This window comes from Gordonia sp. PP30 (assembly GCF_023100845.1).
Classification (GTDB): Bacteria; Actinomycetota; Actinomycetes; order Mycobacteriales; family Mycobacteriaceae; genus Gordonia.
The window spans coordinates 3589998-3611572 of record NZ_CP095864.1 but is presented as its reverse complement, the minus strand read 5'-3'; the positions used below and the strand labels follow the sequence as shown (position 1 = coordinate 3611572).

The window sequence follows — 21575 nt, the reverse complement described above, 5'->3', positions numbered from 1 at the left end:
ACCAATGGGACAGCTGAAGATCACCCAGATCAAGGGCACCGTCGGTACCAAGAAGAACCAGCGTGACAGCCTGCGCACCCTTGGCCTCAAGGGGATCCGCAAGACCGTCACCCGCGAGGACACGCCGATCAACCGCGGCCTGATCAACGTCGTGCGGCACCTCGTGACTGTCGAAGAGGTCAGCGAATGAGCACAATCAAGCTGCATCACCTTCGCCCCGCTCCGGGTGCGAAGACCGAGAAGACCCGCGTGGGTCGCGGTGAGGGCTCCAAGGGTAAGACCGCGGGTCGCGGCACCAAGGGCACCAAGGCACGCAAGAACGTGCCGGCCCGCTTCGAGGGCGGCCAGATGCCGATCCACATGCGGCTCCCGAAGCTCAAAGGCTTCAAGAACCGCAACCGGGTCGAGTACCAGGTCGTGAACGTGGGCGACATCGCCCGGCTGTTCCCGGAGGGTGGCACCATCGGTGTCGCCGAGCTCGTCGCCGCTGGCGCCGTGCGCAAGAACCGCCTGGTCAAGGTCCTCGGCAACGGCGAGCTGAACGTGAAGGTGGACATCACCGCCGACAAGTTCACCGGCTCGGCCACCGAGAAGATCACCGCCGCCGGCGGTACCTGCACCGAGCAGTAACCCGCTCGTGCACCGCCTCGCATGAGTCCCCGGTCAGGTGGACCGGTCCGTGAAATCCGTCAAACGGGTGAGCGGCCGGTGCACCTGACCGGTGGCGGTTGGGGCATCCGATAGAGTTTTGGTTCTGTGGGAGAGATCGTCTCCCACCGCGGTGCCGCCCACGGTGCGCACCACCCGAGTTTTCGTTGAGTAGACAGCCGAGCACCGCAGCCGGTCGCCAGATCGCGCGGTCGTAGGAGGAGTTAGTGCTTTCCAGCCTCATGGCGACCTTCCGGACGCCGGATCTGAGGAAGAAGATCTTCTTTGTCCTCGGCATCCTCGTGCTGTACCGCTTCGGAGCCACGCTGCCGTCCCCCGGTGTGAACTTCAAAGAAGTCGGCCGGTGTGTGGACGCGGCGAACTCCGGCGACCACGCGCAGATCTACTCGCTGATCAACATGTTCTCCGGCGGCGCGCTGTTGCAGCTGTCGGTCTTCGCGATCGGCATCATGCCGTACATCACCGCGTCGATCATCGTGCAGCTGCTGACCGTGGTGATCCCGCGCTTCGAGCAGTTGCGCAAGGAAGGCCAGTCCGGCCAGACCAAGATGACGCAGTACACGCGCTACCTGACCGTGGGTCTGGCGCTGCTGCAGTCGACCGGCATCGTCGCCCTCGCCGCGAACGGCGGCCTGCTGCAGAGCGTGCAGGGCGAGTGTGATTCCGACGCGATCATCCACGACCACAGCATCTTCGCGCTGACCATCATGGTGCTCGTGATGACCGCGGGCGCCTGCCTGGTCATGTGGTTCGGCGAGCTGATCACCGAGCGCGGCGTCGGCAACGGCATGTCGCTGCTGATCTTCGCCGGTATTGCCGCCCGCCTGCCCGCGGAGGGCCGCACCATCCTGCAGAGTCGCGGTGGCCTGATCTTCGGTCTGGTCTGCGTCGCGGCGTTCATCATCCTGCTGGCCGTCGTGTTCATCGAGCAGGGCCAGCGCCGCGTCCCCGTGCAGTACGCCAAGCGCATGGTGGGCCGCAAGATGTACGGCGGCTCGTCCACATACATCCCGATCAAGGTGAACACCGCGGGCGTCATCCCGGTGATCTTCGCGTCGTCGCTGCTGTACATCCCGCAGCTGGTGATCAGCCTGACCCAGAGCAGCGGCTCCACCGACGGTGCCGGCTGGAAGTCGTGGGTCCAGGACAACCTGGTCAACCCGGGCAGCTGGGTGCACATCCTCGTGTACTTCCTGCTGATCATCTTCTTCACCTACTTCTACGTGGCGGTGACCTTCAACCCGGAGGAGCGCGCCGACGACATGAAGCGCTACGGCGGCTTCATCCCGGGCATCCGGCCGGGCAAGCCGACCGCCGACTACCTGAGCTACGTGCTGAGCCGCATCACGCTGCCCGGTTCGCTGTACCTCGGCATCATCGCGATCCTGCCGAACCTGTTCCTGGAGATCGGCAACGGCGGCAGCGTGCAGAACATGCCGTTCGGCGGTACCGCGCTTCTGATCATGGTGGGCGTCGGCCTCGATACGCTTAAGCAGATCAACAGCCAGTTGATGCAACGCAAATACGAAGGGTTCCTCAAGTGAGACTCGTCATCGTCGGACCTCCCGGAGCAGGCAAGGGCACGCAGGCGGAACTGCTGTCGGAGTCGCTCGGTATCCCGCACATCTCCACCGGCGATCTGTTCCGCGCGAACATCAGCCAGGGCACGCCGATCGGTGTGGAGGCCAAGAAGTACCTGGACTCGGGCAACCTGGTTCCGCCGGAGATCACCATCAGCATGGTCCGCGACCGGCTCGGCGAGCCGGATGCCGCCAAGGGCTTCCTGCTCGACGGCTTCCCGCGCTCGGTGGAGCAGGCCGAGGCGCTGAGCGGCATCCTCGCCGATCTCGGGGTGAGCCTGGACGGTGTGCTGTCGATCGTGGTCGACGAGGACGCCGTGGTCGACCGGATGCTGGCCCGCGGCCGCGCCGACGACACCGAAGACGTGATCCGTAACCGTATGCGCGTGTACGCCGACGAGACCGCGCCGCTGCTGGAGTTCTACGCCGACGACATCATCGAGATCGACGGCATGGGCGAGGTCGCCGACGTGCAGCAGCAGATCCTCACCAAGCTCGGGAAGGCCTGAGCCGGTCGATGGTGCGCTTTCGCAAGCGGAAGGTCGTGCCGTTCCGGTCGGCCGGAGAGCTTGATGCGATGGCGGCGGCCGGCGCGATCGTCGGCGCCGCCCTCGTCGCCTGCCGCGACGCGGCCGCACCCGGCGTGAGCACCCTCGACCTCGACGAGATCGCCGAGACGGTGATCCGCGAGGCGGGGGCGGTTCCGTCGTTCAAGGGCTATCACGGTTTCCCGGGCTCCATCTGCAGCTCGGTGAACGACGTCGTGGTCCACGGCATCCCGAACAAGACCACCGTGCTCGCCGCCGGCGACCTGGTGTCCATCGACTGCGGCGCCATCCTGGACGGCTGGCACGGCGACTCGGCCTGGACCTTCGGCGTCGGGGACCTGTCCACGGACGACGCCGAGCTCAGCGAGGCCACCCGGCTCTCCCTGGAGGCCGGTATCGCCGCGATGCTGCCGGGTAACAAGGTGAACGACGTCTCGCGCGCCATCGAGGCCGGGACGCGCGCCGCGGAGAAGCGGTTCGGGCGCAGCTTCGGGATCGTCGACGGCTACGGCGGCCACGGCATCGGCCGCGAGATGCACATGGACCCGTTCCTCGCGAACGAGGACAGCCCGGGCCGCGGCAAAGAAGAACTCGTCGTCGGCTCCACCCTGGCCATCGAGCCGATGCTGACCCTGGGCGGGCCGGACACCTCCGTGCTCGACGACGACTGGACCGTCGTCACCGACGACGGCACGCGCGCCGCGCACTGGGAGCACACCGTCGCGGTCACCGCCGACGGCCCCCGCATCCTCACACTGCGGCCGTGACCTCGGCGGCCGGTTCCCGGACCGCCGGGCGATAGCAGGCCACCCCGCCGACGAGCACCGCGACGGCGACCAGCCAGTAGGCGTCACCGATCGGGTGCTGCCACCACGCCCAGGTCAGTTCCCGGTCGTGCCGATGCGGCAGCAGCCAGTGCGGACCGATCGCGAAGACGACGGTCACGACGGCCGTCGCCGGAACGGTGAACGCAGGCCGCACCCCGCGCACGATCGCGTCGAACGCGACGAGCAGCGCCGGGGCGATCCACACCCAGTGGTGCGACCACGACACCGGCGAACACAGCAGCACCGCGATCGCGTTGACCAGCATCGCCTCCACCGGGCGGCCGGCGCGCAGCAGTCGCGACATGAGCACGGCCGCGAGGACGACGGCGAGGATCGCGCCGAGCAGCCATGCCGCGGTGGGCGCGTGCGGGTCGATCCTGGTCAGCACGCCCTTCCACGACTGGTTCGAGGTGAAGTACGGCGCCCCGATCCGGTTGGTCTCACCGAGGGTGCCGCGCAGCCAGTACTGCACCGAGTCGTTCCACGCCAGCGCGAAGCCCAGAGCGGTCGCGGCGGCGGCGCTCACCACGGTGACGGCCGCGTCCCGCCACCGCTTCGACACCAGGAAATACAGCAGGAATGCTGCCGGGGTCAGCTTCACCGCCGCCGCGATCCCGATGAGCATGCCCCGCGGCCACCACGGCTTGGCGACCAGGATGTCCGCGGTGACGAGGAACATCAGCAGCAGATTGAGCTGCCCGAAGCCGAAGGTCTCCGAGACCGGTTCCAGTTGCAGGGCGCCCGCGGTGGCCAGCAGGGTCAGGGTCAGCGCGGTCGTCGGGGCCAGGCCGGGGCGGATCCGGGTCAGCACCAGCCAGAGGGTGCCGAACAGACTCGCCAGGGAGATCACGAACATCAGCGCTCGCGCGCCGCCGTCGGCCAGCATCGCCAGCGGCGCGAGCACCACCGCGGCCAGCGGGGGATAGGTGAACGGCAGGTAGATGCCCTGCACCGGGAAGGCGCGGCCGTAGAGGGCCTGGCCGTCGAGCCAGGCGCGGGCGCCGATCCGGTAGACGGCGAGGTCGATCTGGCCGTGCCCGAACCGCAGGGTCAGCCCGATCACGATCGACGCCGCGAGGACCGCCGCGGCCAGTGCCGGCGGTGCGTACCGGACGATGGGGGACGGTGCGGCGGGTGCGGTCACCCGGTCAGCGTATCGGTGCCCCGTCCACCGGCGACGTCCGCCGCCGACGTGACGACGCGGTCGTCGCGCGCGTACAGCACCAGCGAGTCGCCGCGGACGAACCCGGCTAGAGTGATACCCCGCTCGTCGGCGAGTTCGGCCGCCAGTGACGACGGTGCCGACACCGCCGAGAGGAACGGCACCCCGGCCATCGCGGCCTTGAGCACCAGCTCGAAACTGGCCCGGCCGGACACCTGCAGCACGGTCCCGGTCAGCGGCAGCCGGCCGCCCGCCAGCGCCCAGCCGAGGACCTTGTCGACGGCGTTGTGCCTGCCGACGTCCTCGCGCACCACCAGGAGCTCGCCGGTGGCGACGTCGAACAGCCCCGCGGCGTGCAGACCGCCGGTCTTGTCGAAGGCCGACTGTCTGCGCCGCAGACGGGACGGAAGATCGAGCAGGAAGTCGGCGGTGACGGTCGCGGTGTCGCCGGACGAGTCGTACCGCGAGGTGGCGGTGACCGCGTCCAGGCTGGTCTTGCCGCAGACCCCGCACGCGCTGGTGGTGGCGACCCGCCTGGCCAGCGCCACCGACGGCGGGGGAACGTGCGCGGCGAGCATCACGTCGAGCACGTTGTAGGTACCGCGCGGGGTCCCGTCCGGTCCGTCGATGGTGCTGTTCGCGCACGGCCGCGCGGCGATCACGTCGTCGCGGCCGCCGATCACGCCCTCGGCGAGCAGGAAGCCGAGGGTCAGTTCGGCGTCGTGCCCGGGGGTGCGCATGGTGACCGACAGCGCGGTGCCGCCCACCCGGATCTCCAGCGGTTCCTCGACGGCCAGGAGATCCGCGCGAACGTCGGGGGCACCGCCGCGCTGGACTCGAGTCACCCGCCGCCGAGCGGTAATTCTGCCCATCACCCACGACGCTACCGACCGCGAGTCCGCGGCGACCACCGATCGGGTCCCCCGATCGGTGGAAAGCCGCGGTCGGGGCAGGGTGGGGCCGGGCTCGCGGCACTAGGGTGAGGCACGAGTCCCGGTACGGGACGACGGCGAAGGACGGACGACGATGGCGTATCCCGGACACGACCCGCGGTCGGGCCGGCCGACATCGGCGCCCGGCCCCCGCCCGCCCACGACGCCGTACCCGCCATCGGGGCCGTACCCACCGGCGGCGCCGCGCCTCACCGGGCCACCGCCGCCGGCGACCGGGCGCCCGGCGGGACCGGCCGCACCGCGGACCGTGACCGCGCCACCGCACCCGCCGACGCCTCGCTCGCCGACGCCCTACCCACCGACGGCCTATCCGCCGACGGCCCCCGGCCGGGGCGCCCCGGTGCCGCCGCACCCCTATCCGGGGCCGCCGCCGGGCTACCCCCGGCCGGCGTCCGGCCCGGCCGGTGCCGCGCCGCCCGGCTGGGACCCGCTCGGCCCCGCCGGGCCGGGACTGCCACCCGCCGGGCCGCCCCCGCGACAAGGGCGCGGCGGCCTCGTCGCGATCGTGCTGGCCGTCGTCGTGGTGCTGGTGCTGGGTATCGGCGGCATCGTCGGCTGGAACCTGCTGAGCGGGTCGTCGAACGGGGTTTTCGGCGGCGCGGACACGCCCTCCGGATCGGGTGACGCGTCGGATCGCAGTGCCATCAGTGCGCAGTTGCACGGGTATGTGAACGACCTGAAGCGCGGTGACTGGCACGGCGCCGCCGGGCGCATCTGCGCGGGCACGCCCACCCGCGCGCTGATCGAGGGGATGGCCGGGTTCATGCAGGGCAACGCGGTCGACGACGCGTCGTTCGGCATCGTGATCGACGAGATCAACGTGCACGGCAGCACCGCGGACCTGACCGCCCGCTACACCAGCGCGGGTGAGACCACGGCGCCGCTGCCCGGGCAGGCCAGCAAGGACGGCGGGAGCTGGTGTCTGGTGGCCTGAGCCGTGCTCTCAGACGTCGAGGATCAGGGTGACCGGGCCGTCGTTCGTCAGCGCGACCTTCATGTCGGCGCCGAAGCGGCCGGTCGCCACGGTCGCGCCCAGCCGGCGCAGTTCCTCGGTCACCGCGTCGACGAGGGGTTCGGCGACCGGGCCCGGCGCGGCGGCGTTCCACGACGGACGGCGCCCCTTCGCGGTGTCGGCGTACAGCGTGAACTGACTGATCACCAGGATCGGGGCCCCGGCGTCCGCCGCGGAACGTTCCGGGGTGCCGGGGAAGATCCGCAGGCCCCAGATCTTGCCGGCCAGCTTCGCGGCGTCGGCGGGCGTGTCGTCGTGCGTGACGCCGATCAGCGCGACCAGCCCGAGCCGGTCGCCCGGCAGGTCGAGCGCGCCGACCACCTCGCCGTCGACCGTGACCGACGCGGCACCGACCCGCTGCAGGACCGCCCGCATCAGGTGTAGAGGTTCTCGGCGCGGTCTGGGATCAGCATCGCGGTCAGCCAGCTGACGATGGAGATCACCAGCGCGCCGAAGATCGCCGCCCAGAAGAAGCTGTGCACCTCCAGGCCCCAGTGGGTGATGTTGTTGGTGATCCACGCCGTCAGTTCCAGCATCAGGGCGTTGATGGCGATGTGCACCAGGCCGAGGGTGAGGATGTACAGCGGGATCGACAGGATCTGCACGATCGGCTTGATGAAGGCGTTCACCAGGCCGAAGATCACCGCAATCAACAGCACCACGCCGAACTTGGCCCACCAGGAGGTGAGCGAACCGAAGTCGAAGGCCAGACCGGGAACCAGGGACACCGCGGCCCAGAGTGCGAACGCGGTAAGCAGTGTCCGGATGAGGAAGGCGCGCATGGCAACCAGTCTGTCAAACCGTCCGCCGCCGGGGGAGTGGTCGGCGCGGTTTGGACGACGACGCCCGATCCGCGTAACATAGAACCTCGGTGCGTCGTGCGCTCCCGCATGCCTGCGACCCGCCACCCGCGAGGGTGGACGGAGGACAGGATCGGATCAACGCCGATGTGCCGACCGTAGCGGAAAACCAAGGATTCAACCGGGAGACGCGCGTCGTCGCCCAGAATCGCGGAGGACATGGCTAAGAAAGACGGAGCCATTGAGGTCGAGGGTCGCGTCGTCGAGCCCCTGCCCAATGCGATGTTTCGCATTGAGCTGGAGAACGGCCACAAGGTACTCGCCCACATCAGCGGCAAGATGCGGCAGCACTACATCCGCATCCTGCCGGAGGATCGCGTCGTCGTGGAGCTCTCGCCCTACGACCTCAGCCGAGGCCGCATCGTCTACCGCTACAAGTAGGCCACCGGGGCCGCAGGCGTCCCGGGAGTGAATAAGGAGAAGCTGACGTGAAGGTCAAGCCGAGCGTCAAGCCGATCTGCGAGAAGTGCAAGGTGATCCGCCGTAACGGCCGGGTCATGGTGATCTGCGAAAACCTGCGTCACAAGCAGCGTCAGGGCTGATCGCCGCCCTTCTTCGGGTCGCTTGAAGAAACAACTGAATAACGGGAAGTGATGAACTCCCAGCACCAGCGGGCACAGACGCGTGCCCGCCTGCCCCCGGACAGAGGCCGGGGCCCGTCGCAGAGGCGGGACGGACTGGGAGCAGACCTCTGAAACCGAAGGAAACGCCACATGGCACGTGTTGCCGGTGTTGATCTCCCCCGCGAGAAGCGGCTGGAGATCGCACTCACCTACATCTACGGAGTGGGTCGTACCACCTCCAAGGAAATCCTCGACGCCACCGGGCTGAACCCCGACATGCGCGCCAAGGACCTCACGGACGCTGACGTCAGCAAGCTCCGCGAGTACATCGAAGCCTCGGTGAAGGTCGAGGGTGACCTGCGCCGCGAGGTGCAGGCCGACATCCGTCGCAAGATCGAGATCGGCTGCTACCAGGGTCTGCGTCACCGTCGTGGCCTGCCCGTTCACGGTCAGCGCACCAAGACCAATGCCCGCACTCGTAAGGGCCCGAAGAAGACCATCGCCGGGAAGAAGAAGTAATGCCGCCCAAGTCACGCAGTGCCGGCCCCAAGAAGGGCACTCGCCGGCGCGATAAGAAGAACGTCCCGCACGGCCACGCGCACATCAAGTCGACGTTCAACAACACCATCGTTTCGATCACCGACCCCGAGGGCAACGTGATCAGCTGGGCCTCCTCCGGCCACGTGGGCTTCAAGGGCTCGCGCAAGAGCACCCCGTTCGCCGCGCAGCTCGCTGCCGAGAACGCCGCTCGCAAGGCGCAGGAGAACGGCGTCAAGAAGGTCGACGTGTTCGTCAAGGGCCCGGGCTCGGGCCGCGAGACCGCCATCCGTTCGCTGCAGGCAGCCGGCCTCGAGGTCGGCACCATCTCCGATGTGACCCCCCAGCCGCACAACGGCTGCCGTCCGCCCAAGCGGCGCCGGGTCTAGCGGGAGAGGGAGAGAGAAGAAAACATGGCTCGTTATACCGGCCCCGCAACCAAGAAGTCCCGTCGTCTCCGTGTCGATCTGATCGGCGGAGACCAGGCGTATGAGCGTCGCCCGTACCCGCCCGGCCAGCATGGCCGCGCGCGGATCAAGGAGACCGAGTACCTGCTCCAGCTGCAGGAGAAGCAGAAGGCTCGCTTCACCTACGGCGTCATGGAGAAGCAGTTCCGTCGTTACTACGAGGAGGCCAACCGCCGCTCGGGTAAGACCGGCGACGAGCTGCTGAAGATCCTGGAGACCCGTCTCGACAACGTCGTCTACCGGGCCGGCCTGGCACGGACCCGTCGTCAGGCCCGCCAGCTGGTGAGCCACGGCCACTTCACCGTCAACGGTGTCCCGGTCGACGTCCCCAGCTACCGCGTCAGCCAGTACGACATCATCGACGTCAAGCCGAAGTCGCTGAACACGCTGCCGTTCCAGGTCGCCAAGGAGACCCTGGGCGATCGCCCGGTTCCGGCCTGGCTGCAGGTGGTTCCGTCGACCCTGCGCATTCTGGTGCACAACGTGCCCGAGCGCGCGCAGATCGACGTTCCGCTCACCGAGCAGCTCATCGTCGAGTTCTACTCGAAGTAATCGCTCGCACGGGGGCTCCGCCCCCGTGGACCCCCGGAACGACCCGCGTCCTCACATTGGTCGGTCGGGCGGGTTCGCAGCGAGACACTTCAGCGCAGCAAGCTCAACTCAAGTCCCTCGAACGTCGTCATATAGCGGACGGCAAAGGAGAAATCACTCACCCATGCTCATTTCACAGCGACCCACTCTGTCCGAAGAGGTCATCGCCGAGAACCGCTCCAAGTTCGTCATCGAGCCCCTGGAGCCGGGCTTCGGCTACACCCTCGGCAACTCGCTGCGGCGCACGCTGCTGTCGTCCATCCCGGGCGCGGCGGTCACCAGCATCCGCATCGACGGTGTGCTTCACGAGTTCACGACGGTTCCGGGCGTGAAGGAGGATGTCACCGACATCATCCTGAACCTCAAGGGCCTCGTGGTCAGCTCGGAAGAGGACGAGCCGGTCACCATGTACGTGCGCAAGCAGGGTCCGGGTGCCGTCACCGGCGCCGACATCGTGCCGCCGGCCGGTGTCGAGGTGCACAACCCGGATCTGCATATCGCCACCCTGAACGACAAGGGCAAGCTCGAGATCGAGCTCGTCGTCGAGCGGGGCCGCGGCTACGTGCCCGCCGTGCAGAACAAGGCCACCGGCGCCGAGATCGGCCGTATCCCGGTCGACTCGATCTACTCGCCGGTCCTCAAGGTGACCTACAAGGTCGAGGCCACCCGCGTCGAGCAGCGCACCGACTTCGATCGTCTGGTGCTCGACGTGGAGACCAAGAACTCCATCACCGCGCGGGACGCCCTGGCGTCGGCCGGTAAGACCCTGGTCGAGCTCTTCGGCCTGGCTCGGGAGCTCAACGTCGAGGCCGAGGGCATCGAGATCGGACCCTCGCCCGCCGAGGCCGATCACATCGCCGCGTTCAGCCTGCCGATCGAGGATCTGGAGCTGACCGTCCGTTCGTACAACTGCCTCAAGCGCGAAGGTGTCCACACCGTCGGCGAGCTGGTTGCCCGGACCGAGTCGGATCTGCTCGACATCCGCAACTTCGGACAGAAGTCGATCGACGAGGTCAAGGTCAAGCTGCACGGCCTCGGTCTGTCCCTCAAGGACAGCCCGGCCAGCTTCGACCCGTCGCAGGTCGCCGGTTACGACCCGGCCACCGGCACGTGGAGCGATGAGGTGTCGTACAGCGATGACGCTGGTGAGGACTTCGCCGAGACCGAGCAGCTGTAGCAAGACCAATCATGACTGCCGGTCTGCGATCGGCGACCTCCTAGGAGAAACCAATGCCCAAGCCCACTAAGGGTGCCCGCCTCGGCGGGTCGGCCAGCCACCAGAAGGCGATTCTCGCCAATCTGGCCACGGCGCTCTTCGAGCACGGCCGCATCACCACCACCGAGGCCAAGGCCAAGCGCCTGCGCCCGTACGCCGAGAAGATCATCACCCACGCGAAGGGCGGCTCGCTGGCCAACCGTCGCGAGGTGATGAAGGACATCCGCAACAAGGACATCGTCCACAAGCTGTTCGAGGAGATCGGTCCGTTCTTCTCCGACCGCAACGGCGGCTACACCCGTATCGTCAAGGTCGAGAACCGCAAGGGCGACAACGCCCCGATGGCTGTGATCGCTCTGGTCACCGAGACCACCGCGTCGAACGAGGCCGCGCGCGCCACCCGCGCCGCCGCCTCCAAGAAGAAGGCCGCCGAGGCCGAGGCTCCGGCCGAGAACCCGGTCGCCGAGGTGATCGACGAGGCCAGCGAGGCCGAGGTCGAGAACGCGGAAGCCGTGTCGGGAGGTGCCGACGAGAACCAGGCCGCGGCCACCGCGGACGAGGCTCTCGCCGAGGGTGCCGACGTCGACGGTTCGAACGAAGAGAAGTGATCTGCCGCTAGGCTGAGATCGCTGAACTGATTCAGCCCGCCGAGTCCTTCGGGGTTCGGCGGGCTGAGTCGTATGCGGGGCCCGGACGCGACAGCCGGGCCGGCGACGCGACAGCGGTTCGTGGAAGCGACACGCGCGAGTGTCGCGTTCTCGCCGGGTGTCGCGGATGCCGGGCGACTGTCGCGGAGACGAGCGGAGTGCAGGGAGGCGAGTGATGGCGGAGACGAGCGATGCCGGGGTCCGGCTGCGGCTGCTGATCGGATACGACGGCACCGAGTTCTCCGGGTGGGCCACTCAGCCGGGGCGCCGCACCGTGTGCGAGACCCTGGAGACCACGCTGGCCACGGTGCTCCGGGTGCCGGTCCGGTTGACCGTCGCTGGCCGCACCGACGCCGGGGTGCACGCGACCGGGCAGGTCGCGCACTGCGACGTCCCGGTGTCGTCGCTCGACACCCGGTCCATCGACGGCGACCCCTCCCGCCTGGTACGGCGACTCGCGAAGCTGCTGCCCGACGACGTGCGGGTCAAGACGATCGACGCTGTGCCCGCCGAGTTCGACGCCCGCTTCTCCGCGCTGGCCCGCCGCTACGAATACCGGATGTCCGACGCGCCCTGGGGCGCCGAACCGCTGTCGGCCCGGAGGACCGCCGACTGGACGCGTCCGCTCGACCTCGACCTGATGAACGCCGCCGCGGCGCGCCTGCTCGGCCTGCACGACTTCGCCGCCTTCTGCCGGTTCCGCGAGGGCTCGACGACGATCCGGGACCTCCAGGAGTTCTCCTGGGTGCGCGACGACGACGGGGTGCTGGTCGGGCGCGTGAAGGCCGACGCCTTCTGCTGGTCGATGGTCCGCTCGCTGGTCGGTGCGGTCGCCTCGGTAGGCGACGGCCGCCGCTCCGCCGACTGGTGCGCGGCACTCCTCACCGAGCGCTCCCGGAGCGCGCAGGTGCCGGTGGCCCAGGCCCGCGGGCTGTCGTTGGCCCGGGTCTACTACCCGCCGCGCGACGAGTGGGCCGCCCGGAACGCGCTGACCCGCGATGTCCGCAAGTCGTCGGACGTGGGTGGCTGCTGCGGCGGCTGACGATCCGTACTTTTGAACGGGCGTTTCGACACGGTTCGTCGCGGAGTTCATATTGAGCCCGTCGAAATGCTCCTCACCGGCTCAACGGGCTAAACAGCCCGCCCCGCCGATCGAGGCGTTAGCCGAGATCGTGTCGAAACCCCGCGATGTGTGGAGGTCGTCGGACGTGGCCGGCTGCTGCGGCGGCTGATCCGTGTTTTCAACGGGCGTTTCGACACGGCTCGTCGCGGAGTTCATATTGAGCCCGTCGAAATGCTCCTCACCGGCTCGACGGGCGGTCGAGTCACAGCCCGCCCCGCCGATCGAGGCGTTAGCCGAGATCGTGTCGAAACGTACCTCTGGCGGGGGAGGGGCGTTTCGACACGGTTCGTCGCTGCGCTCCTCACCGGCTCAACGGGCTAAACAGCCCGCCCCCGCCGGTCACGCCGCCGCCAGGCGCAGAGCGTGTCGAAACGACCCCCAGGACCGCGCACTATCGCCGATACCCGTGGGTCAGCTCGGTCAGCAGCTCGGCGACCAGGGGATTCGGGGTGGCATCGGTGCGCAGGACGGCGGACACCGGCAGGGTGAACTCCAGGCCGCGGCGGCAGACGAGCCCGGGCACCAGCGGGTCCTCGTAGAGCAGCGTCCAGCTGTCCGGGTGGTTCACCAGCTCGAAGGCGACGGGATGGCCCGGCCGGATGTCCGGGCCGAAGGTCGGCGTCACGCCCGCCCTGGTGAAGACCCGCTCCACCAGCGTACGGAGCAGCACCTGCTGCTCCGGTGGTGGCAGGAGCAGCGGGTAGCCGGCGAGTTCGGCGGGCGTGGGGCTGCGGCCGAGACCGGCCAGGGGATGCCGGGACCCGAAGGTCACCACCGGCTGATCGACCCACAGCGGATCCAGGTACAGCCCGTCGCGTTCCACGGCGCCGCGGACCAGAGCGAGGTCCGCCTCGCCGGCGGCCACCGCGTCGATCCGCTGCGTGAACGATTTGAGGAGGAAGTCGATCTCGGCCTCCGGGTGCCGCTCGCGCACCGCCGAGACCGCGCTGAGCGCCGCCCGCGCGAACGACATGTTCGCGGCGATCCGCACCCGATCGCGCCGGGGAGCGACGGCCGCCGCGGCGTCGTCGCGCAGCCTCAGCAGCTCGCGGGCGCGGGGGAGCAGGGTCTCGCCGGCCTCGGTGAGCGTGACGGTCCGTCCGGACCGCTCGAAGAGGTCGACGCCGAGCTCGCGTTCCAGCGCGGCGATCTGATGGCTCACCGCCGACTGCGAGACGAAGCATGCCCGTGCGGCGCGGGAGAATCCGCCGTGGGCCGCCACGGCCGCCAAGTACTCCAGTTGCCGGAACTCCATGACCTCATTGTATGAACAAGACAGATGGGTGCCATACCGAAAGGGCAGTTCATCGCGGTTGAGTACGAGATCGACCATCGACAAGAGTGGTGACATCGCCCGATTGACTCAAGGAGGATTCATGCGGAGCACCGACGTCGTCGTGATCGGTTCGGGATTCGGTGGCCTCGCCGCCGCCAAGCAGCTCGCCAAGTCGAAGGTGCCGACGGTGCTGATCTCGGCCACCGAGGAGCACCTGTTCCAGCCACTGCTGTACCAGGTCGCGACGGGGGTGTTGCCGGCCGCGGAGATCGCACCGCCGATCGCCGGTGTGCTGGAGTCCAAGGAATCGGTCGAGGTGATCAAGGGCTACGTCACGGCCGTCGACGCCGATGCGAAGACGGTCACCTATCGCACCGACGACGGTGACGAGCAGATCGCCTACGAGTACCTGATCGTCGCGGCCGGCGCCTCGCAGGGCTACTTCGGGCACGACGAATGGGCGCAGCGCACGTTCTCGCTGAAGACCCTGGACGACGCCGTCACCTTGCGCGCGCATCTGCTGGAGCGCTTCGCGGCGCCCGCCGCCGACGAGGCCGCGCACACCTTCGTCGTGGTCGGCGGCGGCGCGACCGGCGTCGAACTGGCCGGCCAGATCCGGGAACTGCACAACCGGCACTTCACCGACGTGCCGGCGGAGGTGTACCTCGTCGAGGGGGCGGGCGAGTTGCTGCCCGTCTACGGCGGAAAGCTGTCGGCGTTCACCCGCCGCACGCTGGAGGACGCCGGAGTGCAGGTGCTCACCGATACCTTCGTCACCGGTATCGACGACGGCGAGGTGACCGTCCGCGGCGGCGACGGCGCCGAGCGGCGGATCGCCACCGAGACCGTCGTCTGGTCGGCCGGTGTGCAGGCGACGCCGCTCGCCGGGATCGTCGCCGCGGCCACCAAATGCGACACCGACCGCGCAGGCAGGCTGCTGATCAACCCCGACCTGACGGTCGGCGCGCGGGCCGACGTGTTCGCGATCGGCGACATGACCAGCCTCAAGGGCTACCCGGGCCAGAGCCCGGTCGCCATGCAGGAGGGCAGGCACGCCGCGGACATGATCCGCCGGCGCAAGCCCTTCGGGTCGGAGTTCCGCTACCTGGACAAGGGCAGCATGGCCGTCGTGAACCGGCACAACGCCGTGGTCGACGCGCCGTTCGGCGTCCGGCTCACCGGTCTGCTCGGCTGGTTCACCTGGCTCGGCGTGCACCTGTTCTATCTGGTCGGCTTCCGGAACCGGTTCGGCGCGGTCGCGTCGTGGGCGCGGGCGTTCGGCGGTCGGGCACGGCCGGGTTTCGCCGAGGTGGAGGCGCGGGACACCGCCGACGATCGCCGGCCGGCCGGCGATGCCACCGGCGAGACGCGGGAACTGCAGGACGCGACGGTCTGACGCGTCAGAGCGACAGCGACTGCGCGTACGCCACTCGCGAGGAGATGTCGGGCAGGACCGCCGGTGAGTACGCCGGAATGTTGCAGACGTGCTGCACCCCGTTCGCGCCGGCCACGATCACCTGCACGTAGCCGGTGGTCTTGTCCTCCTTCATCAGCAGGAAGAGCAGGCTGAGCGCGCAGATCAGCACGGCGCCGACGATCGCCAGGATGAGGCCGGTCTGCGACGTGGTCTGGGTGGTCTGGGTGTAGTTCACGACGTTCCAGCGCGCGCCCTTCAGGGCGAAGGTGCCGGACGGAGTGATCACGTGGCTCCGGGTGACGACGATGTCGCCGATCGTGACCAGCGGGGGTTCCAGGGGCCCGCCGGGCGGCGGCGCGCCGTAGGGTGGCCCGGCCGGCGGACCCGGGATGATCGGCTGGAACGGATCCCGCGGCGGCGGGCCGTAGGGCTGGCTCACGACTGTAGTTTCCGGCCCTGCACGTCGGTGACGTTCCCGGTGAACATCATGATCGCGTCGACGAACGCCCAGACCCAGACGCCGATCAGCATCGGGAAGGCGATGATCAGTGGCACGAACAGGAACATGCCGATGAAGAGGAAGAACCAGCCGCCGAGGGTCAGGCACAGCTGGGCGGCGCCGAACCCGTTGTAGCCGAGGTAGAAGCGGCCGGCGCCGAAGCCGCCGAGGAAGAACTGAAGGAGACCGGCGGTCATCTTCGACTTGTCCGACATCGCCATGCCGGTATACGGATCGACGCCGCCGTAGCCGGCCATGCCGTACGGGGTGGTGCCGTAGGGTGCTGCCGGGTAGCCCGGTGCGGTGCCGTACGGGTAGCCGGGCGCACCACCGTAGGGCGCGACGGGCGGAACCGGCTGGGCGACCGGGTAGGGCTGCTGGGCCGGGTACTGGGGTGCGCCATACGGCTGCACCGCCTGAGCGGGGGCGGCCGGAGCGCCGTACACCGCGCCGTAGGGGTTCGCCGGGGTGCCGGGCTGCTGCGGGCCGTTCGGGTAAGTCACCGGCCGATTCTCCCACAGCGGCCCCGGTGTGGTCCGATCAGCTGACGCTGCGTTCCTCTTCCAGGGCGACGAACACGTCCTCCAGGAGGGCGTCATCGCCCACCATCTCGTCGAGGCGCTGCCCGTCGACCATCATCCGGCGCCAGTTCAGCGGGTCGAACTCGTTCGGCTCGGTCCGCGCGAGGAAGCCGCGGAGCAGGGTCACGAAGCGATCGGGGTCGTCCCGGAACGGGAAGTGCCCGGCGCCGGCAAATATCTCCACCTCGGCGTGCGGGATCACCGCGCCGGCCAGGTGCGCGTGGTGCACGGGGATCACCGTGTCCTTGTCGCCCCACACGACCAGCAGGGGCAGCGGTTCGGTGAGGTAGGCGCGGTCGAGCATGGTGATGGTCTGTCCGCGCCAGTCGACCACCGCGCGCAGCGTCCGGATGAACGCGGACTGGGCGCGGGCGTCGCTCAGGTCGCCGATGATGCGCAGCAGGTCGCGGTGGTCGGTGATCACGTTGCGCGGGGCCAGCCGCTCCGGGATCGATCCGGCCTCGTCGGCGCGGTCCAGGGCGCGTGCGGTGCCGCGCAGCAGCGGGAGGACACCGGGCAGGCCGAGGGCGCGCATCGCGGTGGGCATGCCGGGCACCGACGCCAGGCGCAGCACCGGGTTGACGTCGTGCGTGACGCCGCCGGCCGCCACCAGCACCAGCCGCTGCACGAAGCGCGGGAACTGGTAACAGAACTGCATCGCGACGCCGCCGCCGAGCGAATGCCCCACGACGGTGACCTTCGTGATGCCGAGGACCACCAGCAGGTCGCGCATGCCGTTGGCGAACGCGGCCACCGAGTAGTCGGCCTTCGGCTTCTCCGAGAGACCGTGTCCGAGGAGATCGGGCGCGATCACGGTGTGGTCGCGGGCCAGCTCGCCGATCACTTCTTCCCAGGTCGACGAGTTGTCGCCGATGCCGTGGATGAGCAGGATCGCCGGGCCCTCGCCCGCGATCCGGTAGGCGCGGCGGTGTCCGTGGATCGTGTGGTACTCGATCCGGACCGGCGGCACGCCCTTGCCGCGTGTGGCGTCGGACTCAGCCATGGTGGGCTCCCAACAGTCGGTAACCCGACGCGTTTGCCGGGTCTTCGCCTGTTATTCAACCCCGGGCCGCGCCTTGGTGCCACTCGGCGTTGTCACGATGTGCCCGCCCTCTCAGTCGGGAAGAAACGGTGGGCGCCGTCTCAGCGCGGTGCCGCCGAAGTCGTCGGCGATCACCGCGGCGAGTTCCACGAAGGCCCGCCGGGTCTTGCGATTGAGGAGTTCGAGGTCGATGTCGGCGCCCTCGGCGAGGTGGTCGTCGAAGCCGATCGGCTGCACCGCGCGGCACCGGGTGAGGAAGTGCTGGGCCAGCTGATCGGTGTCGATCGACGACGATCCCGGCCGCGCCGAACTCAGCACGACGACGCACCGCGGGATCAGGTGACCGAAGCCGTGCCCGGCCAGCCAGTCGAGGGTGGCGCCGGCGCTGCGCGCCCCGTCCAGCGCCGGCGAGCTGACCAGGATCAGGGCATCCGCCAGGTCGAGGACACCGCTCATCGCGTCGTGGCTCAGGCCGGTACCGCAGTCGGTGATCACGATGTTGTAGTAGCGCTGGAGTATCGCCATCACCCCGCGGTACTCGCGCTCGGTGAACGCCTCGGCGGCCGCCGGATCCCGTTCGGAGGCGAGTACCTCCAGCCGGCTGGGTGCCTGCGAGGTGTGCGCTCGCACGTCGGAGTAGCGGTGGATGGCCGGATCGGCGAGCAGATCGCGGACGGTCGAGTCGGTCTGCAGCGGAATGCGTTGCGCCAGCGTGCCCAGGTCGGGATTGGCGTCGATGGCGATCACCCGGTCGCCGCGCAGGGCGGCGAAGGTGGAACCGAGGCCGACGGTCGTGGTCGTCTTGCCGACACCGCCCTTGAGTGACAGCACGGCGATCCGGTAGTCGCCGCGTACCGGGCGCCGGAGCCGTTCCAGCAGCTCCTGGTACTCCAGCTCGGCCGGGGACTCGCCCGGATTGACCAGTCCGCCGGACACGTTGTGCACCGCGCGCCGCCAGCCGCCGGCCGGGGCGCGCCGGGCCTTGCGGAGCAGGGCCACCTGATCCAGCGCGGGGCCGGGAGCGTAGTGCGGGGGCGCGTCGTGCTCGGGTCCGCCGTGTGCGGGTCCGCTGTACTCGGGTCCGCCGTGTGCGGGTCCGGAGTGCTCGGGCGCGGGTCCGGCGGGTCCGGGAGCCGGTCGTCCGGGCGGGGCCGGCCGGACCGGCGGTACGGGAACGGCCGCTGCCGGTCGTGCCGGGAGGTGCGGGGAACCGACGGCCGGGTGCCCGGACGGCGGCGCGGACGGATAGGCGGTGTCGGCGGGTCGCGGCGGCGGCGGTCCGTCGGGTACCCCGACCCGGGACAGGTCGACGCGGACGTCGTCGTCACTGAGCCACGGCGGCAGCGCCACGGGTGTGTCGGTCATGGTGATCCCCCTTGTCGTGCCGGTCGGGCCGGGGATTCCGGCCGGCCGGGAGCCGAACGCTACGCGCGCGGCGGCGCGCCACGCCCGGGAAACGGAGGATGGAACCGGAACGGCGGCCGGTGCGTCCAAGAGGGAATGCCTCCCGGCCGTGGCGGGCGGTGGTGGAGGAGATTTCCGGTGAAACAGGGAACCGGAATCGCCGCCGGTGCGTCTAAACCTCATGACGAAACTCGATGACGACCCGCTCCGCCCCGACTCCGACGCCGCACCTCCGGCGCCCGAGCTCTCGTACGCGTCCTCGCCGTGCGGTTCGCTGTCGGTCACGACGACCGCCGAGGGCCTGCCGGTGGGGCTGCGGATAGCGCAGTCGCAACTCGCCGTCAGCCTCGATGTGCTGGCGCGGCGGATCGTCGTGCTCTGCCGGCTGGCCCGCGGCGACGGCGCGCATCGGCGGCGTCTCGCCCTGGCCGAGGCGGGTGTCGACGCGGAAGTGCTCGACGCGCTCGGGTTGCCGGACCGCGCGGAGCTGGTGCGGCTGGAGGACGACGCCGACCGGTGGTGCCGGGAGCAGGTGCGGTCGTGACCGCCGCGATGGACGCGATCGTCGCCCAGGCCGGTGCGCACCTGGCGGCACTGGAACGGATCCAGCACGACCTGAACGGGCTGTCGGTGACCAGCCGGACCGACGGCGGCCGGATCGTCGTCCGGGTCGACGCGACCGGCGGGCTCGCCGAGGTGCGCCTGCTGCCCGGTGCCGGTAACGGCGACGCGGCGCATCTGGCTCGGCTGATCGTGGAGGCGGCGGCCGCCGGGGCCCGCGAACTGCGGGCGCGACAGGCCGAGCTCACCGGCGATTTCCTTGCCGAATGCGGCGACACGCCGGAACCGGAGGGAACCGGCGGGCGCTCCGCCGCGTCCAACTATCACGCACCCGCCGGGCGAGCCGGCGGGACCGTACCGATCGAGGGGGAACGATGAACCAGCTGACCGTCGTCACACAGGCAGTCGAGTCGTTCGCGGCCACGGCCGCGGCGCTCGGTGCCGCCACTGCGGCCGCGGGCACCGCCGACTGCGCGGCGCAGACCGCGGTGATGACCACCGCCTTCGGCGTCATCGGCCAGGAGTTCCTGGGCGCGTTCGCCGTCGCCCAGGCCAACCACCTCGCGTCCGTCGGGCAGCTCGCCGCCGTGCACTCGGCCACCGCCGCCGCGGCCCTGGCCGGACTGGGCGCGCTGACCGGCGCCGACGGTGCCGGCGCGGCCGGAATCGTGTCGGCATGAGCGAGCACGGCGGGTCCGGAACCGTCCTGCACGAACCCGCCCTCGGCGCCCCGCACGAACCCGCCCTCGGCGTCCTGCATGAACCCACCCTCGGCGACCTGCTCGCGCCCACCGGACTGACCGCGCTGCTCGACCGCACCCCCTCGGAACTGCTCGGCGATCTGCCCGACCTCGGCGCGCTCTTCGCTCCGCCCGGCCTGCCCGAGCTGCCCGCCCTGCCACCGCTCGATCCGCTCGCCCTGCTGGAACCGCTGCGCAAGCTACTCGGATCCTTCGGCACCGGGACGCTGCCGAGCGGCAGCGACCCGACGACGATGCTCACCGGGCTGGCGCAGACCCTGCAATCCGGAGCCGGGGCGGCGACCACGGCGCTCAAAGCGCTCGACGGTCTGTGGTCGGGACAGTCGGGTCAGCGTGCCGCCGCCAAGTCGGCACTGTCGGCCGCCGATAGCGCGACGCTCGCCGCGCAGGGCACGTCGATGGCCGCGAACATCCAGGGAGGACTGGCCATCGTCGGCGCCGGGCTGGCCCAGTTGACCTCCGTGATCGTCAAGACGGCCGGGCTCATCGCCGGCACCATGCCGGCCATTCTCACGCCGCCGGGGCAACTCGCCGCGCTGGGTTTCGCCGCGGAAGGACTCGCCGAGGGCCTCGCGGTGATCGCGGCCACCCGTGCGCAACTGGCCGCGCCGACCGCCAAGATGGCCGTCGACGGAACCAAGGTTCCGGTCACGCCGCCACCGGTCACGCCCGGCCAGCTCTCCGGCCTGATCGACGCCGCGTTGCCGCTCGTCTCGTCCGGTCTGCAACTCGCGGGTACGTTGCTGACCTCGGCCGCCGGGCGAGGGACGACGCCCGCGGGCACACCGGCCACTCCGAGTCCGGCTCCGGCGGTCCCCGCGCCGGCGGGCGCCGGGACCACGACACCCACCGGCGGCTCCCCGGCACCCACCGCGCTGCCGACCGTGCGCCCCTCGGGGCTGCCCGGCGGCGGTGGCGGTGCCGGCGGGGGACTCGGCGGCGGGGGACTCGGCGGTGGCGGAGGAGTGCCCGCCGTCGAGCCCGTCCTCGGGGACCGGCCGGTCAGCATGGAGCCGGCCACCGGTGCGACACCCTCGTCGGGGTCGACGGCCGCGGGCTGGACCCGCCCGGTCGCCGCCGCGCCGATGGCGCCGTTCGCGCCGATGGCCCCCGCCGCCGGGGGCGGGGCTCGGGGCACGACGGCCGCCCGGACCGCCGTGCTCGCCGCGGTGCCCGACGGTGCGGCGGGTACCGGCGCGGTCCTCGGCGAGGTGGCGCCGCCGCCGGTGATCGTCGACGTCGACTTCACGATCGACGCCCCGGGCGCCCCGGTGTGAGG

General features: G+C 70.1%; 28 protein-coding genes. 19 read left to right on the top strand and 9 right to left on the bottom strand.

Annotated features, from left to right (window positions below):
• Positions 1-4: 4 nt before the first annotated feature.
• From rpmD to map, 5 genes are all read left to right on the top strand, one after another.
• Entirely contained in the window at positions 5-190 is a 186-nt protein-coding gene (gene rpmD, locus MYK68_RS16910) for a 50S ribosomal protein L30 (protein WP_247864914.1), read from the top strand.
• Positions 187-630, top strand: coding sequence for a 50S ribosomal protein L15 (gene rplO, locus MYK68_RS16905; protein WP_247864913.1), 444 nt, complete (start codon positions 187-189; stop codon positions 628-630). The genes rpmD and rplO overlap by 4 nt, the downstream gene beginning before the upstream one ends.
• 245 nt (positions 631-875) lie before the next feature.
• Positions 876-2213: a preprotein translocase subunit SecY gene (gene secY, locus MYK68_RS16900; RefSeq protein WP_247864912.1), complete on the top strand. Its 1338-nt coding sequence runs from the start codon at positions 876-878 to the stop codon at positions 2211-2213.
• Positions 2210-2758: an adenylate kinase gene (locus tag MYK68_RS16895; protein WP_247864911.1), complete on the top strand. Its 549-nt coding sequence runs from the start codon at positions 2210-2212 to the stop codon at positions 2756-2758. Before secY ends, MYK68_RS16895 begins: the two co-directional genes overlap by 4 nt.
• 11 nt (positions 2759-2769) lie before the next feature.
• Complete coding sequence (map, locus tag MYK68_RS16890; protein ID WP_247868088.1) at positions 2770-3564, top strand: type I methionyl aminopeptidase; 795 nt, start codon at positions 2770-2772, stop codon at positions 3562-3564.
• Here the strand turns inward: map and MYK68_RS16885 are convergent.
• Both MYK68_RS16885 and fdhD read right to left on the bottom strand, forming a co-directional pair.
• Positions 3548-4768 (bottom strand): glycosyltransferase 87 family protein, encoded by a 1221-nt coding sequence (locus MYK68_RS16885; protein WP_247864910.1) that lies wholly within the window; start codon positions 4766-4768, stop codon positions 3548-3550. The genes map and MYK68_RS16885 overlap by 17 nt on opposite strands.
• A complete protein-coding gene (gene fdhD / locus MYK68_RS16880; RefSeq protein ID WP_247864909.1) occupies positions 4765-5658 on the bottom strand; it encodes a formate dehydrogenase accessory sulfurtransferase FdhD in 894 nt (297 codons plus the stop codon). The genes MYK68_RS16885 and fdhD overlap by 4 nt, the downstream gene beginning before the upstream one ends.
• Positions 5659-5812: 154 nt before the next feature.
• Between fdhD and MYK68_RS16875 the strand changes: the two genes are divergently transcribed.
• The gene (locus MYK68_RS16875; protein WP_247868148.1) at positions 5813-6673 is read left to right on the top strand and encodes a hypothetical protein; all 861 of its coding nucleotides are present in this window, start codon (positions 5813-5815) and stop codon (positions 6671-6673) included.
• A gap of 9 nt (positions 6674-6682) precedes the next feature.
• Here the strand turns inward: MYK68_RS16875 and dtd are convergent, their stop codons facing one another.
• Entirely contained in the window at positions 6683-7126 is a 444-nt protein-coding gene (dtd, locus tag MYK68_RS16870) for a D-aminoacyl-tRNA deacylase (RefSeq protein ID WP_247864908.1), read from the bottom strand.
• A complete protein-coding gene (locus tag MYK68_RS16865) occupies positions 7126-7533 on the bottom strand; it encodes a phage holin family protein (protein ID WP_247864907.1) in 408 nt (135 codons plus the stop codon). Before MYK68_RS16865 ends, dtd begins: the two co-directional genes overlap by 1 nt.
• Before the next feature lie 237 nt (positions 7534-7770).
• Here MYK68_RS16865 and infA point away from each other — a divergent pair, with 237 nt between their 5' ends.
• The 8 genes from infA to truA all read left to right on the top strand — a co-directional run bounded on the left by infA (position 7771) and on the right by truA (position 12674).
• Positions 7771-7992 (top strand): translation initiation factor IF-1, encoded by a 222-nt coding sequence (infA, locus tag MYK68_RS16860; protein ID WP_003418601.1) that lies wholly within the window; start codon positions 7771-7773, stop codon positions 7990-7992.
• Positions 7993-8039: 47 nt separating this feature from the next.
• Positions 8040-8153: a 50S ribosomal protein L36 gene (gene rpmJ, locus MYK68_RS16855; RefSeq protein WP_026917227.1), complete on the top strand. Its 114-nt coding sequence runs from the start codon at positions 8040-8042 to the stop codon at positions 8151-8153.
• A 171-nt stretch (positions 8154-8324) separates the two neighbouring features.
• A complete protein-coding gene (rpsM, locus tag MYK68_RS16850; protein ID WP_247864906.1) occupies positions 8325-8693 on the top strand; it encodes a 30S ribosomal protein S13 in 369 nt (122 codons plus the stop codon).
• Complete coding sequence (rpsK, locus tag MYK68_RS16845; protein WP_105943190.1) at positions 8693-9100, top strand: 30S ribosomal protein S11; 408 nt, start codon at positions 8693-8695, stop codon at positions 9098-9100. Before rpsM ends, rpsK begins: the two co-directional genes overlap by 1 nt.
• Before the next feature lie 24 nt (positions 9101-9124).
• Entirely contained in the window at positions 9125-9730 is a 606-nt protein-coding gene (gene rpsD / locus MYK68_RS16840) for a 30S ribosomal protein S4 (protein ID WP_247864905.1), read from the top strand.
• A 163-nt stretch (positions 9731-9893) separates the two neighbouring features.
• Entirely contained in the window at positions 9894-10946 is a 1053-nt protein-coding gene (locus MYK68_RS16835) for a DNA-directed RNA polymerase subunit alpha (protein WP_247864904.1), read from the top strand.
• Positions 10947-10999: 53 nt separating this feature from the next.
• On the top strand, positions 11000-11593 hold the full coding sequence (rplQ, locus tag MYK68_RS16830; protein ID WP_247864903.1) for a 50S ribosomal protein L17: 594 nt from the start codon (positions 11000-11002) through the stop codon (positions 11591-11593).
• Positions 11594-11807: 214 nt separating this feature from the next.
• A complete protein-coding gene (gene truA / locus MYK68_RS16825; protein WP_247864902.1) occupies positions 11808-12674 on the top strand; it encodes a tRNA pseudouridine(38-40) synthase TruA in 867 nt (288 codons plus the stop codon).
• A gap of 472 nt (positions 12675-13146) precedes the next feature.
• On the opposite strand, the gene MYK68_RS16820 is transcribed toward truA, so the two are convergent.
• Entirely contained in the window at positions 13147-14010 is an 864-nt protein-coding gene (locus tag MYK68_RS16820) for a LysR family transcriptional regulator (RefSeq protein WP_247864901.1), read from the bottom strand.
• Between the two features lie 121 nt (positions 14011-14131).
• On the opposite strand from MYK68_RS16820, the gene MYK68_RS16815 reads away from it, so the two are divergent.
• Entirely contained in the window at positions 14132-15427 is a 1296-nt protein-coding gene (locus MYK68_RS16815) for an NAD(P)/FAD-dependent oxidoreductase (RefSeq protein ID WP_247864900.1), read from the top strand.
• A 4-nt stretch (positions 15428-15431) separates the two neighbouring features.
• Here the strand turns inward: MYK68_RS16815 and MYK68_RS16810 are convergent, their stop codons facing one another.
• The 4 genes from MYK68_RS16810 to MYK68_RS16795 form a co-directional block, all read right to left on the bottom strand.
• Positions 15432-15887 carry a hypothetical protein gene (locus MYK68_RS16810; RefSeq protein WP_247864899.1) on the bottom strand — a complete coding sequence of 152 codons (456 nt, stop codon included), beginning with the start codon at positions 15885-15887 and terminating at the stop codon, positions 15432-15434.
• Positions 15884-16450, bottom strand: coding sequence for a TM2 domain-containing protein (locus MYK68_RS16805; protein ID WP_247864898.1), 567 nt, complete (start codon positions 16448-16450; stop codon positions 15884-15886). Before MYK68_RS16805 ends, MYK68_RS16810 begins: the two co-directional genes overlap by 4 nt.
• A 37-nt stretch (positions 16451-16487) precedes the next feature.
• Complete coding sequence (locus MYK68_RS16800; RefSeq protein ID WP_247864897.1) at positions 16488-17531, bottom strand: alpha/beta fold hydrolase; 1044 nt, start codon at positions 17529-17531, stop codon at positions 16488-16490.
• Positions 17532-17642: 111 nt separating this feature from the next.
• Positions 17643-19157 (bottom strand): MinD/ParA family ATP-binding protein, encoded by a 1515-nt coding sequence (locus MYK68_RS16795; protein ID WP_371307058.1) that lies wholly within the window; start codon positions 19155-19157, stop codon positions 17643-17645.
• On the opposite strand from MYK68_RS16795, the gene MYK68_RS16790 reads away from it, so the two are divergent.
• The 4 genes from MYK68_RS16790 to MYK68_RS16775 are packed head-to-tail and all read left to right on the top strand — an operon-like array spanning position 19156 to position 21573.
• Complete coding sequence (locus MYK68_RS16790) at positions 19156-19518, top strand: hypothetical protein (protein ID WP_247864895.1); 363 nt, start codon at positions 19156-19158, stop codon at positions 19516-19518. The genes MYK68_RS16795 and MYK68_RS16790 overlap by 2 nt on opposite strands.
• On the top strand, positions 19515-19913 hold the full coding sequence (locus MYK68_RS16785; protein ID WP_247864894.1) for a YbaB/EbfC family nucleoid-associated protein: 399 nt from the start codon (positions 19515-19517) through the stop codon (positions 19911-19913). The genes MYK68_RS16790 and MYK68_RS16785 overlap by 4 nt, the downstream gene beginning before the upstream one ends.
• Positions 19910-20215, top strand: a complete 306-nt coding sequence (locus MYK68_RS16780) for a type VII secretion target (protein ID WP_247864893.1) — start codon at positions 19910-19912, stop codon at positions 20213-20215. The genes MYK68_RS16785 and MYK68_RS16780 overlap by 4 nt, the downstream gene beginning before the upstream one ends.
• Positions 20212-21573, top strand: coding sequence for a hypothetical protein (locus tag MYK68_RS16775; protein WP_247864892.1), 1362 nt, complete (start codon positions 20212-20214; stop codon positions 21571-21573). Before MYK68_RS16780 ends, MYK68_RS16775 begins: the two co-directional genes overlap by 4 nt.
• The last annotated feature ends 2 nt before the right edge of the window (positions 21574-21575 follow it).